This window comes from Streptomyces sp. NPDC017940 (assembly GCF_044328435.1).
Lineage (GTDB): Bacteria > Actinomycetota > Actinomycetes > Streptomycetales > Streptomycetaceae > Streptomyces.
Map to the genome: position 1 here is coordinate 114,082 of NZ_JBIRHJ010000009.1, position 13,181 is coordinate 127,262.

10 protein-coding genes are annotated in these 13,181 nt (G+C 72.8%); 5 read left to right on the plus strand and 5 right to left on the minus strand.

Translation table 11 applies throughout. The features are described 5' to 3' along the window. The first annotated feature begins 131 nt into the window (after positions 1-131). Complete coding sequence (locus ACH4DX_RS29110; RefSeq protein WP_398157341.1) at positions 132-2,969, plus strand: penicillin acylase family protein; 2,838 nt, start codon at positions 132-134, stop codon at positions 2,967-2,969. Positions 2,970-3,047: 78 nt separating this feature from the next. On the opposite strand, the gene ACH4DX_RS29115 is transcribed toward ACH4DX_RS29110, so the two are convergent. Both ACH4DX_RS29115 and ACH4DX_RS29120 read right to left on the minus strand, forming a co-directional pair. Then, a complete protein-coding gene (locus tag ACH4DX_RS29115; RefSeq protein ID WP_398157342.1) occupies positions 3,048-4,406 on the minus strand; it encodes a serine-threonine protein kinase in 1,359 nt (452 codons plus the stop codon). A 122-nt stretch (positions 4,407-4,528) separates the two neighbouring features. Continuing rightward, positions 4,529-5,851 (minus strand): erythromycin esterase family protein, encoded by a 1,323-nt coding sequence (locus tag ACH4DX_RS29120; protein ID WP_398157343.1) that lies wholly within the window; start codon positions 5,849-5,851, stop codon positions 4,529-4,531. A gap of 210 nt (positions 5,852-6,061) precedes the next feature. Here ACH4DX_RS29120 and ACH4DX_RS29125 point away from each other — a divergent pair, with 210 nt between their 5' ends. The 3 genes from ACH4DX_RS29125 to ACH4DX_RS29135 all read left to right on the plus strand — a co-directional run bounded on the left by ACH4DX_RS29125 (position 6,062) and on the right by ACH4DX_RS29135 (position 9,164). Further along, on the plus strand, positions 6,062-6,817 hold the full coding sequence (locus ACH4DX_RS29125) for an SDR family oxidoreductase (RefSeq protein ID WP_398121895.1): 756 nt from the start codon (positions 6,062-6,064) through the stop codon (positions 6,815-6,817). Beyond that, positions 6,814-8,493 (plus strand): class I adenylate-forming enzyme family protein, encoded by a 1,680-nt coding sequence (locus ACH4DX_RS29130; RefSeq protein WP_398157344.1) that lies wholly within the window; start codon positions 6,814-6,816, stop codon positions 8,491-8,493. The genes ACH4DX_RS29125 and ACH4DX_RS29130 overlap by 4 nt, the downstream gene beginning before the upstream one ends. Positions 8,494-8,570: 77 nt before the next feature. Then, the gene (locus ACH4DX_RS29135; RefSeq protein ID WP_398121567.1) at positions 8,571-9,164 is read left to right on the plus strand and encodes a TetR/AcrR family transcriptional regulator; all 594 of its coding nucleotides are present in this window, start codon (positions 8,571-8,573) and stop codon (positions 9,162-9,164) included. An 11-nt stretch (positions 9,165-9,175) separates the two neighbouring features. Here the strand turns inward: ACH4DX_RS29135 and ACH4DX_RS29140 are convergent, their stop codons facing one another. From ACH4DX_RS29140 to ACH4DX_RS29150, 3 genes are all read right to left on the minus strand, one after another. Continuing rightward, on the minus strand, positions 9,176-10,399 hold the full coding sequence (locus ACH4DX_RS29140) for an acyl-CoA dehydrogenase family protein (protein WP_398157345.1): 1,224 nt from the start codon (positions 10,397-10,399) through the stop codon (positions 9,176-9,178). A 15-nt stretch (positions 10,400-10,414) separates the two neighbouring features. Beyond that, positions 10,415-11,458 (minus strand): phosphotransferase family protein, encoded by a 1,044-nt coding sequence (locus ACH4DX_RS29145; RefSeq protein ID WP_398157346.1) that lies wholly within the window; start codon positions 11,456-11,458, stop codon positions 10,415-10,417. A gap of 264 nt (positions 11,459-11,722) precedes the next feature. Next, positions 11,723-12,019 (minus strand): hypothetical protein, encoded by a 297-nt coding sequence (locus ACH4DX_RS29150; protein WP_398157347.1) that lies wholly within the window; start codon positions 12,017-12,019, stop codon positions 11,723-11,725. Between the two features lie 166 nt (positions 12,020-12,185). Here ACH4DX_RS29150 and ACH4DX_RS29155 point away from each other — a divergent pair, with 166 nt between their 5' ends. After that, positions 12,186-13,121, plus strand: coding sequence for an NADP-dependent oxidoreductase (locus tag ACH4DX_RS29155; protein WP_398121896.1), 936 nt, complete (start codon positions 12,186-12,188; stop codon positions 13,119-13,121). The last annotated feature ends 60 nt before the right edge of the window (positions 13,122-13,181 follow it).

The following is a 13,181-nucleotide window of genomic DNA, read 5'->3' on the forward strand; positions in this document are numbered from 1 at the left end:
TTCATCTTTCAGGTTCGTCAACTCGACAGTAACCTCCGCCCCGACCGCCTTCCGAAGCACGCGTGGTCAGCCGGCGGCACTCGTGGCCGGCCGGCGGCCACGGTCATCCGCAGGACCGGAGGAGCGCACCCATGCGACGACGCACCGCACGGCTCAGAACCCTCACCATGTCCGCGGCCCTGGCTCTCGGGGCCTCCCTCATGATCGCCCCCGGCCCCGGCGCCGCCGCGGCCGAACCCCCGCCCGTCACCGACTACTGCGGCGACAACTGCGCGGACATCCTGCCGCCGGGCGCGAACGGCAACGCCACCCTCGCCGAGATACTCAGCCACCGCGTCCTCGGCACCAAGCCACCGCACGCGGACGACCAGTTGAACCCCTACGACGCGCTCTCGTCCGGCTACCCCGGGCTCACCGACGAGCGGCTGACCGAGTTCTTCAACGACGCCTCCTTCGGCGTCGAGCCAGGACAGGTGGCCTCCGTCACCAAGCCGCGCGGCGACGTCACGATCACCCGCGACAAGAAGTACGGCATACCGCACATCCAGGGCACCACGCGGTACGGCACCGAGTTCGGCGCGGGCTTCGCCGCCGGACAGGACCGGCTGTGGCTCATCGACCTGTTCCGGCACATCGGCCGCGGCCAACTGACCCCGTTCGCGGGCGGCGCCCCGGCCAACCAGGGCCTCGAGCAGCAGTTCTGGCCGCAGGCCCCGTACACCGAACAGGACCTGGAGCGGCAGGTCGAGTACATCAGGTCGACGCAGGGGGAGCGCGGCAAGCAGGCCATGGAGGACGCGCAGGCCTACGTCGACGGGCTCAACGCCTACCGCGTGAAGTCCAAGAACGGCCGCTACTTCCCCGGCGAGTACGTCCTCACCGGCAAGGTCGACGCGATCACCAACGCCGGAGAGATAGAGCCCTTCAAGATCACCGACATGATCGCGCTCGCCTCGGTGGTCGGCGGCCTGTTCGGCAACGGCGGCGGGGGCGAGGTCGAGTCCGCGCTCTCCCTGCTCGCGGCGCAGCAGAAGTACGGCGTCGAGAAGGGCTCCGAGATCTGGGAGACCTTCCGCGCCCGCAACGATCCCGAAACCGTGCGGACCGTCCACGACGGCACGTCCTTCCCGTACGCGGGCAAGCCCGAGAACGCCCGCGGCACCGCCCTGCCCGACCCGGGCTCGGTGTCGCGCGAACAGCTCGTGCACGACCGCGAGGGCGGCGCGCGGAGCCCGGACGGGGCGGCTAAGGACCCGGTGCGGGCACCTGAGCGGCTGAAGCCGCTCCAGGGCGTGTTCGACGACGGCGTGCTGCCCGCCGACCTCTTCGGCGGCACGGCGGGCGGCCCCGACCGACGCAAGGGCATGTCCAACGCCCTGGTGGTCTCCGGCGAGCACACCGCGAGCGGCAACCCGGTAGCCGTCTTCGGCCCGCAGACCGGCTACTTCGCGCCCCAGCTCCTCATGCAGCAGGAGCTCCAGGGCCCCGGCATCAGCGCGCGCGGCGTCTCCTTCGCGGGGGTCGGCATGTACGTCCAGCTCGGCCGCGGCCAGGACTACGCGTGGTCGGCGACGTCCGCGGGGCAGGACATCACGGACACCTACGCCGTCGAGCTGTGCGCCCCCGGCGGCGGCACCCCGGCCAAGGACGCCACCCACTACCTCTACCGGGGCACGTGCACCCCGATGGAGAAGCTGGAGCGCAAGAACGCGTGGAAGCCGACGGTCGCCGACTCCACCCCGGCGGGCTCCTACCGCATGCAGGTGCTCCGCACGAAGTACGGCATCGTCACCCACCGCGCCACCGTCGACGGCAAGCCCGTCGCGTACGTCTCGCTGCGCTCCACCTACCGCCACGAGGCCGACTCGATCATCGGTTTCCAGATGCTCAACGACCCCGGGTACGTCAAGGACGCCGCGTCCTTCAAGAAGGCCGCCGAGAACATCTCCTACGCCTTCAACTGGTTCTACGCCGACTCGCGCGACACCGCGTACTACAACAGCGGCGCCAACCCCCGGCGCGCGAAGGAAATCGACCCGTCCTTCCCCGTGCACGCACGGCAGGACTACGAATGGCAGGACTTCGACCCCGCCGACAACACCTCGGCGCGGACACCGTCGGCCGAGCACCCGCAGTCGGTCGACCAGGACTACTACATATCCTGGAACAACGCGCAGGCGAAGGACTTCAGCGCGGCCGGCTTCGGCATGGGCGCCGTGCACCGCGGCGACCTGCTCGACGACCGGGTGCGCGCACTCGTCGAGAAGGGCGGCGTGACCCGCGCCTCGCTCACCCGGGCCATGGCGGAGGCCGCCGTCACCGACCTGCGGGGCGAACAGGTGCTGCCCGAGCTCCTGAAAGTGATCCGCGCGAGGCCGATCGGGGACCCGCAACTCGCGAAGACCGTCGAGCAGTTGGAGGCATGGCGGCAGGCGGGATCGCAGCGCAGGGAGACCGCGTCGGGCTCGCACACCTACGCGCACCCGGACGCCGTGCGCATCATGGACGCCTGGTGGCCGCAGCTCGTCGAGGCCATGTTCAGGCCGGGGCTCGGGGACGGCCTCTACGGCTCGCTGACCGCGCAGCTCGGCGTGGACGAGGCGCCGTCCGCAGGGCACGGCCCGACCGGCGGGCACGCCGGTTCCGCCTTCCAGTACGGATGGTGGGGCTACGCCGACAAGGACCTGCGGACCGTGCTCGGGGAGCCCGTCAAGGGCTGGACCGAGGACGCGTACTGCGGGGGCGGCGCACTGGACGCCTGCCGGGACGCGCTCATCGGGACCCTCGCCGCGGCCGCTGCCGAACCGGCGTCGAAGGTCTACCCCGGCGACGCGAGCTGCAAGGCCGGTGACCAGTGGTGCGCGGACGCAGTGATCCACCGGGCGCTCGGCGGCATCACGCACCGGGCCGTCCAGTGGCAGAACCGGCCGACGTACCAACAGGTGGTGGAATTCCCCCGGCACCGGTGACCGGTCGGCCGCGTGGGCTCCCACCGCCCGCGCGGCCTTCGGGGGGTGTCGGGGGCCGCCGGGGGCCGTCGGCGGCCGTCACCGGGGACCGAGGGCGATCCGCCCCGCGGCGCACACGGTGCGTGCCAGTTCCTCGTGGCAGATGTCGCTGTGCGCGCCGTTGGGCGCCCCGCCGCGCCGCACCACGGCGGCGGCGTCCACGCTCACGCAGCCGCGGGCCGGGAGGGCGGCGCCGAGCCCCACCCTGCGGGCGCCGTTGACGGCTTTGATCCCGTCGAAGCCGAGCGCGCCCCACCGCTCCCACAGGCCGAGGAAGCTCGCGGAGTCCCCGGCGAGCTTGGAGGCGAGCGGATAGAGCCGCCCGAGCGCGTCGTCGTGACGTGAGTAGCAGCACACGAGCGGGCCGTCGATCCGTCGCGGCACCCCGTGCAGCGCGCCGCCGTGCGCCCGGTCGTGCGGCAGCCTGCCGCTGAACGCGTAGTGCGAGAAGGCGCCCTGGAGCAGCGTCACCGACTTCACGCAGCGCACCCCCGCGGGCATCCCCTGCACTGCATACGCCACCAGGCGGGCCCCGAAGCTGTGCCCGACGAGGTGCACCCGGACGTCCGGAACGTCACCGTCGAGCAGGCCGAGGGCGGGGCCGAGGCCCAGCCTGCCGATGGCACCGGCCCGCCGCTTCATCGCGTAGTACGTGGCCTGGCGCAGGAGTTCCTTCGCGCCCCGCCACAGCCGCCCAGGCACCCCGCCGAGGAACTCCCGCCCCTCGCGCTCCTCCAGCATGGCGAGGAACACCTCGCAGACCTCGACGGCGTCGTCGGTGAGCATGGCGGGCTCGCCGCCGCCGATGTCGTGCCCGAACTCGTGCGCCGGGCTCGGCTCGCGCACCGCCACCAGGTCGCGCACGATCCGCACGAACTCGTCGAGGCGGGAGCGGACCTCGGAGCGCTCCCTGAGCAGCAGGTCGAGGCGGTCGACGCGGGCCGCGTCCGCAGGGCCGGGGAACACCCTGGCGAGGAGGCGGCGCGTGGGCTCGTCGAGGGCGATGCCGTCCGGGTCGCCTGTGGGTGCCGGTGCCGGTGCCGGTGCCGGTGCGGGTGCGGGATCCGATGCGGGATCCGGGGCGGCTCGTGTGGCCGGGGTGGCCGCGCGGGGTGCCGCGGACGGCTCGAAGTCGGGAATCGGCTCGTCGGGGAAGCGGATCGCGGGCCACAGGACGCCCGCGTAGCCGAGGCGCACCCCGGGGCCCGCGAGCCGGGCGAACGGCGTGAAGAACCTGCGGTACAGGCTCCGTGCCGTCCGCAGGTCGTTGTTCCAGCCGTGCGCGAACACCAGCAGATCGGTGACGCGCTCCCGCTCCGCCCCCGAGAGGAGCCGTCCGCGCTGCGCGGCGTCCACGTCGCCGTCGGAGTCGAAGGTCAGTTCCCAGTAGGGCTTCACGCCCGCATGGTCCTGCCGTCGGGCCGCGCTGACCAGACGCGCGGCAGCACCGCATACGCCCGGCAGAACACGCGCACGCCCGGCACCGGACCCGCCCGGCACCGGACGTCCGGGGGCGGGCGCTACCGCACCCGGTGCGCCGCCGTGGTCTTGTGCAGATGGATGAGGATGTCGTGGGTGGCGCCGAGCCGGATGCCGTGCGGGCCGTCGGGGTAGGCGGTGCCGATGCTGCGGGTCGGGCGCTTCTTGCCCAGCCACTTCCGGGCGGCGGCGGGGGCGGTGCGCGTGTCCACGTAGTAGTTGTCGTAGGACACCTTGTCGAGGGTGTACTCGTTCATGCCGCGCGTGGCCGCGCCGACCGTGCGCGGCCTGTACACCTCGTCGTCGGTGTTCGTCGCCATGAAGGAGCCCCGGGCGAAGGTGAACCCGATGCTCCGGTACTTCGCGCCGAAGGTGTCGCGCAGGAAGGCGCCCTGCATCCGGGGATAGCGCGGGTCGTAGGACTCGTACCCGAGATGGGCGTTGTGCGCCGACACCAGGATCTTGTCGCCGGTCTGCCGGTGCCACCACGCGGTGTTCTCCGCCATGATCCGGTCGCGGTAGAGCATCGCGCCGCTCTGCCCCTGCGGGGTCTCGGTGTCGAAGGCGTAGATGTCCGCCGTCTGCATGATGGACCGGGCGTGCTGGAGGGTCCGGGCGTACGTGGTGGCGTGCCCGTCCGGCCGCACCCTCTTCACCAGGTCGTACGCGGCCCGGGCGTTCTTCGCGAGGCGGGCGCGCTCGGCGAGGGGCAGGGCCATGTGGACCTCGCCGTCGGAGACCTTCCTGATCGGCCGGTACAGGGACGTGACGCGGCCGAGGAGCGCGGGCTCGTTGCGGCGCACGTGGTCGGTCACCGCGTCGAATAGCTCGGCGCCCATGGCCGGGTGGTTGAGGTCGTTGCCGAGGAACCGCACCGGGTCGTCCGGGTGCCGTTCGTTGTACTCGCGCATCCAGGTGAGCAGCCGGATGTACTCCTCGGTGTACCAGGGGCCCTTCGCCAGTTCGCGGCGGGCCAGTTCCCGTACGTCGCCCTTGCCGCCGCGGATGTAGGCGTCGAAGCGCAGGCCGGTGGTCCAGCTGGTCTCCAGGGCGAAGGTCCGGAAGCCCTTCTCCTCGACGAGATGGCGGAAGAGGCGGTCCTTCATGGTGAAGAACTCGTGCGTGCCGTGCGTGGCCTCGCCGAGGCCCACGACCTCGGCGCCGCCCACCATGCGGTCCAGCGGACGCAGGTCCTCGGTGGAGCCGCCGGGTCCTGTGCCGCGCAGCGGGTGCGCCGCGCTCTCGATGGCCCGCACCGGATCGTCCGCGCGCGGGGCCGCCTGCGCCGCCGGCACGGTGAGCGTGCCCGCTCCGATCGCCGTGACCAGCAGCAGAGTGGCCCGCAGGGGGGCGGTCCTTGCCATGTGTGTCCTCCTGGGATCGTGTTCCCTCACGAAGATCACGATCCCGCGCGGCGGGCCCCGCCACCATCGTGGAGGCACCCCGACGCGTGGTGGGGCCTGCCCCACCCAGGGAGCCCGCCGACCGGTGCGCGACCCCCTTCCGCGACCACATACCGACTGGTTAGTCTGCTGTTGATACGTGATCGAGGCCGAAGGAGACCGCCCGTGGAGATGCAGGGCAAGGGAGTCGTCGTCACCGGGGCCGGGGGCGGGATCGGGGCCGCGCTGGCCCGCCGCTTCGCCGCGGCCGGGGCCCGCGTCGTCGTCAACGACCTGGACGCCGCGAGAGCCGCCGCGGTCGCCGACGAGGTGGGCGGCGTGGCCGTCCCGGGCGACGCCTCCGCGATCGTCGCCGACGCCCTCGCCGCGCTCGACGGCACCGTGGACGTGTACTGCGCCAACGCGGGCCTCGCGTCCGCCGGCACGGAGGCGGCGGCCGAGCAGGTGTGGGCCGACGCCTGGGACGTGAACGTGATGGCGCACGTCAGGGCCGCGCACGCGCTGCTGCCCGGCTGGCTGGAGCGGGGCGAGGGCAGGTTCGTGTCCACGGTGTCCGCGGCGGGCCTGCTCACCATGGTGGGCGCGGCCCCGTACAGCGTCACCAAGCACGGCGCGTACGCCTTCGCGGAATGGCTGTCGCTGACCTACCGGCACCGCGGCCTGAAGGTGCACGCCATCTGCCCGCAGGGCGTCCGCACGGCGATGCTCACCGCCGCGGGCTCCGCGGGCGAACTGGTGCTCGCCCCCACCGCGATCGAGCCCGAGGACGTCGCCGACGCGCTGTTCGCGGGGATGGCGGAGGACCGCTTCCTGATCCTGCCGCACCCCGACGTCGCCGAGTACTACCAGGCGCGGGCCGCGGAACCCGACACCTGGCTCCTGAACATGAACCACATCCAGCAGAAGTGGGAGGCGACCGAGCGGTGAGCCACCCCCCGACCACCGACGGCACCCTCTCCCGCTACGCCGCCAAGCCCTGGCTCGGGCTCCTGAACGACGCCCAGCGCGCCCCCGTGACCCCCGCCGCGTCCGTCGTGCACGCCTTCCGCGCCGCCGTACTCGGCGCGCCCGACCGCACCGCGCTCGCCTACTTCGACGGCCGCCTCAGCTACCGCGAGGTGGACGCCCTCAGCGACTCCGTCGCCGGGCACCTCGCCGGCCGCGGGCTCGTCCGCGGCGACCGCGTCGCGATCGCCCTCCAGAACTCCCCGCACTTCGTGATCGCGCTGCTCGGCGCCTGGAAGGCCGGCGCCACCGTCGTCTCCGTGAACCCCATGTACAAGGCGGCCGAGACCCGGCACCTGCTCACCGACGCCGACGTGACCGCGCTGATCTGCGCCGACCAGGCCTGGGAGACCCGTCTGCGGGACACGGCCGCGGGCACCGGCGTGCGCGTCGTCCTCACGGCCTGCCAGCTCGACCTCCAGTCCCGCGACGACCCGCGCGTCCTCTCCTTCGAGCGGCTGCCGCAGGCCGCGGACGCCGACGACCTGGTGACCGTCGCCCGGCAGGGGCTCCCCGCCCCCGGCGGCCGCGAACCGGGCCCGGCGGACACCGCGCTGATCAGCTACACCTCGGGGACCAGCGGCACCCCCAAGGGCGCCACCAACACCCACGGCAACATCGCCTACAACGCCGAGCGGCAGCGCGCCGGATCCGGCATCCCCGAAGGCTCCTGCTACTTCGCCCTCGCCCCCCTCTTCCACATCACCGGCATGGTCGCCCAACTGGCCGCCTGCCTGACGAACGCGGGCACGCTCGCCCTCGCGTACCGCTTCGAGGCGGGCACCGTCCTCGACGCCTTCGCCGAGCACCGCCCCGCCTACACCGTCGGACCCGCCACCGCGTTCATGGCCCTGGCCGCCCACCCGGGGGCCACGCGCGCCCACTTCGACTCCTTCGCGCTGATCTCCTGCGGCGGCGCGCCGCTGCCCCCCGCGCTCGTGGAGAGGTTCCGCACGCGCTTCGGCCCCTACCTCCACAACGGCTACGGCCTGACCGAGTGCACCGCGCCCTGCGCCTCGGTGCCGCCCGGCCGCACCGCGCCCGTCGACCCGGGCTCCGGGACGCTCGCGGTCGGCGTGCCGGGGCCCGACACCGTGGTCCGCGTCCTGGACGAACACGGCGCCGAGGTGCCCTTCGGCACGCCCGGCGAGATCGTGGTGCGCGGCCCGCAGGTCGTACCCGGCTACTGGAAGCGGCCCGAGGCCACCGCGGCGACCTTCCCCGGCGGCGAACTGCGCACCGGCGACATCGGGTTCATGGACGCCGACGGCTGGCTGTACGTCGTCGACCGCAAGAAGGACATGATCAACGCCTCCGGGTTCAAGGTCTGGCCGCGCGAGGTCGAGGACGTCCTGTACACGCATCCGGCGGTGCGCGAGGCCGCCGTCGTCGGCGTGCCCGACGCCTACCGCGGGGAGAGCGTCAAGGCGTACGTGAGCCTGCGCGCCGGTACGGACGCCGACGCGGGCGAGCTCGTCGCGTACTGCGAGGAGCGGCTCGCCGCGTACAAGTACCCCCGCGTGGTCGAGGTCCTGACGGAGCTGCCGAAGACGACAAGTGGGAAGATCCTCCGGCGGGAACTGCGTTCCCGCTCGTGAAGCAGACGCGCGGGCCGATCCGAGAGATCCGGCCCGGGAAGAGCTGAGGACCATGGAACGGAAGGCAGGTGGCGGCAGTGGCCAGAACGACGGACGGTGACGGCGCGCCCGTCCCGCAGCGGCTGCTCGCCGCCGCCACCCGGCTCTTCGCCGACCGCGGCTACGACCGTACGTCCGTGCAGGAGATCGTCGAGGCGGCAGGCGTCACCAAGGGCGCCCTCTACCACTACTTCGGGTCCAAGGACGATCTGCTGCACGAGGTGTACGCGCGGCTCCTGCGCGTCCAGCAGGAGCGGCTCGACGCGTTCGCCGACGCGGACGAGCCGGTGGAGCGGCGGCTGCGGGAGGCGGCGGCCGACGTCGTCGTCACGACCATCGCGCACCTCGACGACGCCTCGATCTTCTTCCGCTCCATGCACCACCTCAGCCCGGAGAAGCACAAGCAGGTACGGGCGGAGCGGCGGCGCTACCACGAGCGGTTCCGCGCCCTGGTCGAGGAGGGCCAGGAGGCCGGGGTCTTCTCCACGGCCACCCCGGCCGACCTGGTGGTGGACTACCACTTCGGCTCCGTCCACCACCTGTCCACGTGGTACCGCCCCGACGGGCCCCTGACGTCACAGGAGGTCGCGGACCAGCTGGCGGACCTGCTGCTGCGAGCCCTGCGCCCCTAGGGCTCGCCGCGTCAGGCGTACTTCCTCAGCTCCCGCCGCGCCAGGGAGCGCTGGTGGACCTCGTCGGGCCCGTCGGCGAGGCGCAGCGTACGGGCCGCCGCCCACAGCTCCGCCAGCGGGAAGTCCTGGCTCACACCGCCCGCGCCGTGCAGCTGCACGGCCTGGTCGAGGATGCCCACCACGGTCCGCGGGGTGGCGATCTTGATGGCCTGGATCTCGGTGTGCGCCCCCTTGTTGCCCACCGTGTCCATCAGCCACGCGGTCTTCAGGACGAGCAGGCGCACCTGTTCGACCGCGACCCGGGCGTCCGCGATCCACTCCTGGACCACGCCCTGCCGGGCCAGCGGCTTGCCGAACGCGGTGCGCTCCACGGCCCGGCGGCACATCAGCTCGATGGCCCGCTCGGCCATGCCGATGAGCCGCATGCAGTGGTGGATCCGGCCGGGGCCGAGGCGCGCCTGGGCGATGGCGAAGCCGCCGCCCTCCTCGCCGACGAGGTGGCTCACGGGCACCCGTACTTGGTCGAAGACCACCTCGGCGTGGCCTCCGTGTGAATGGTCCTCGTACCCGTACACCCGCATGGCGCGGCGCACTTCGACGCCGGGGGCGTCGCGCGGGACGAGCACCATCGACTGCTGGCGGCGGATGTCGGGCCCGTCGGGGTCGGTCTTGCCCATGACGATGAAGACCTTGCAGTCGGGGTTCATCGCCCCGGAGATGTACCACTTGCGGCCGCTGATGACGTACTCGTCGCCCTCGCGCCGGATGTGCGTGGTGATGTTCGTGGCGTCCGACGAGGCCACATCGGGCTCCGTCATGGCGAACGCCGAGCGGATCTCACCCGCGAGCAGCGGCTCCAGCCACTGCTTCTTCTGCTCGTCGCTGCCGAACTGGGCGAGCACCTCCATGTTCCCCGTGTCCGGCGCCGCGCAGTTGACGGCGGTCGGCGCCAAGTGCGGGCTGCGGCCGGTGATCTCGGCGAGCGGCGCGTACTGGAGGTTGGTCAGGCCCGCCCCGTGCGCGCCGTCCTGACTGTCCGGCAGGAAGAGGTTCCACAGGCCCCTGCGGCGCGCCTCGGCCTTCAGCTCCCCGACGACGGCGGGTGTGTCCCACGGCGAGGCGAGCGCGGCACGCTGCTCCTCGGCGACCCGCTCGGCGGGCAGGACGTGCTCGTCCATGAAGGCGAGCAGCCTGGCGCGCAGTTCCTCGGTGCGGGTGTCGTAGCCGAAATCCATGGTGTCCGGGTCCTCTCAGCCTTCGTTCAGGGTGGTCAGGCCGCGCTCGATGAAGACGGGCACGAGATCGCCGATGCGGTCGAAGCCCGCGCCGACCGTCTGGCCGAGCGTGTAGCGGTAGTGGATGCCCTCCAGGATCACGGCGAGCTTGAACCAGGCGAAGGCCGTGTACCAGGGGACGGCGGAGACGTCGCGGCCGGAGCGGGCCGCGTAGCGCTCGATCAGCTCCGCGGGGTCCGGGTGTCCCGCCGCGCTCGCCGTGGTGCTGACCGGCGACTCGGGCACCTCGAGCTCGACGCTGTACATCACGAGCAGGCCGAGGTCGGTGAGCGGGTCGCCGAGCGTGGACATCTCCCAGTCCAGGACCGCCGTGATGCGATCGGCGCCGCCCGTGGTGTCCAGGAGGACGTTGTCCAGGCGGTAGTCGCCGTGCACCACGGTGGGGGCGGGCGAGGGGGGCAGTGCCCTGCCGAGGGCCGCGTGCAGTTCCTCGATGCCGGGCAGGTCGCGTCCGCGCGAGGCGGCCAGCTGCTTGCCCCAGCGGCGCAGCTGCCGGTCGAGGAACCCCTCGGGGCGGCCGAAGTCCCCGAGCCCCACCGCCGCCGGGTCCACGGCGTGCAGGTCCACCAGGGTGTCGACGAGAGCGAGCACGGCGGCGCGGGTGCGCTCGGGCCCGAGGGGCGCGAGCTGGTCCGCCGTGCGGTACGGCGTGCCCGACACGAACTCCATGACATAGAACGGGGCGCCGAGCACCTCGTCGTCCTCGCACAGGAGCACCGTGCGCGGCACCGGCACGGCCGTCGGGTGCAGCGCGCTGATCACCCGGTGCTCGCGCCTCATGTCGTGCGCGGTGGCGAGGACGTGCCCGAGCGGGGGGCGCCGCACCACCCAGTGCCCGGTGCCGTCCGAGACGGCGTACGTGAGGTTGGACCGGCCGCCCTCGATCAGCCGGCCCGTGAGCGGACCCGCGGCGACGAGGCCTGGCCGCTCCCGGTCGAGGTGGGCGCGCAGCCGGTCGAGGTCGAGGCCGGGCGGGCCCGGGGGACGGTCTGGGCTCATCGGTGGTCGCTCCTGATCGTGAACGGCGGTCGGTGCTTCAGCGCGTTGCCGTTCATGATGCCGACCAGTCGGTATGTCGTCCAGAGGGCCCGCGTCGAACGTGATCAGGATCGCGGGGGCGCACAGGGGCGGGCGCCCGGCCGGGGAAGGGGGGCCGGGCGCCTCTGGGGGGATGGTTCAGTGGGCCGTGAACCCGGTGGACCCGGCGGACTCGGCGGTTCAAGTTCATTCGGTGGACCCGCCGGGCCCCCGGTCTGCGTGGGGCTAGTGGTCGTCCCAGTGGCCGTCGTGCTCGGCGTGCCGGTGGCCGTCGTGCGCGTAGTCGAGGTGGTCGCCGTGCGGCACGGCGCGGTGGCCGCAGTCCTCTCCGTGCCGGTGGTCGTGCCCTTCGTGGGCCACGTGCGCGGCGGGCTCGCACTCGTCGTAGTGGCCCTCGTGCACACGGTGCAGATGACCGTCGTGCGCGTAGTCGACGTGGTCGCCGTGCGGGACCTCCGGGTGCCCGCAGCCGGGGCTGTGGGCGTGCTCGTGGGCCGGGTGTTCCTGGTGGAGCGTGGTCATGGCGGACACCTTCTGTGCGGGAACCCTCTCCGGACGTGCCGGTGCGGCCGCCGCGGGCCGTGCCGGTGTAACACTCTCAGGCTAGTACTCAATGCCGCTTTGATCCCGTTATGGAAGCGTTTCGCATGCATCCATGACTCCGCAGGCGATCCGATGGGGCGACTCGATGAAGGCGATCAGCTACCAGGCGTACGGCGGGCCCGAGGTCCTCGAGTACGGCGACGTGCGCGACCCCAAGGTCGGCCCCGACTCCGTCCTGGTGAAGGTACGGGCCGCCGCCCTCAACCCCGTTGATCACAAGTGCCGTGAGGGGTACCTCGACCAGGCCCTGGACGCCGTCTTCCCGGTGATCCCGTGCTGGGACGTGGCCGGGGTGGTGGTGCAGCCAGGTGCGGCCGCGCCGGAGTTCGCCGTCGGTGACGAGGTCATCGGTTACGTACGTGAGGACTTCCTGTCGCGCGGCACGCTCGCCGAGTACGTGGCGGCGCCCGTGCGCACGCTCGCGCGCAAGCCCCGCAACCTGTCCTTCGCCGAGGCCGCGGGGGTGCCCCTGGCCGGGCTCACCGCCTACCAGGTGATCCACAAGGCCCTTTCCGTCACCGAGGGCGACACCGTGCTGGTGCACGCCGCAGCGGGCGGGGTCGGCTCCTTCGCCGTGCAGCTCGCCCGGCACGCGGGCGCCCGGGTCATCGGCACCGCGAGCGAGCGCAACCACGCCTATCTGCGGGACCTGGGCGCGGAGCCGGTCGAGTACGGCGACGGGCTCGCGGGGCGCGTGGCCGCGCTCGCCCCGGGCGGCGTCGACGCCGCCTTCGACACGATCGGCGGCGCGACGCTCAAGACCTCGGCCGACCTCCTCGCCGCCGACGGCCGCCTCGCCTCCGTCGCGGACGGCGCCGTCGTCGACCTCGGCGGCCAGTACTGCTTCGTACGCCCCGACGCCGAGGACCTGACCCGCCTCACCGAACTCGCCGAGCAGGGCGTCCTCACCGTGAACGTCCAGGAGACGTTCCCCCTCGACCGCGCGGCGGACGCCTTCCGCCTGATCGAGCAGGGCCGCACCCGGGGGAAGATCGTGGTGACGGTGGACTGGGCGGACTAGGGCCGGTCCGGCCATTCCCCTCGTCGTCCGCAGGGCGGCCCCACGGCGTCACGCCCGTCA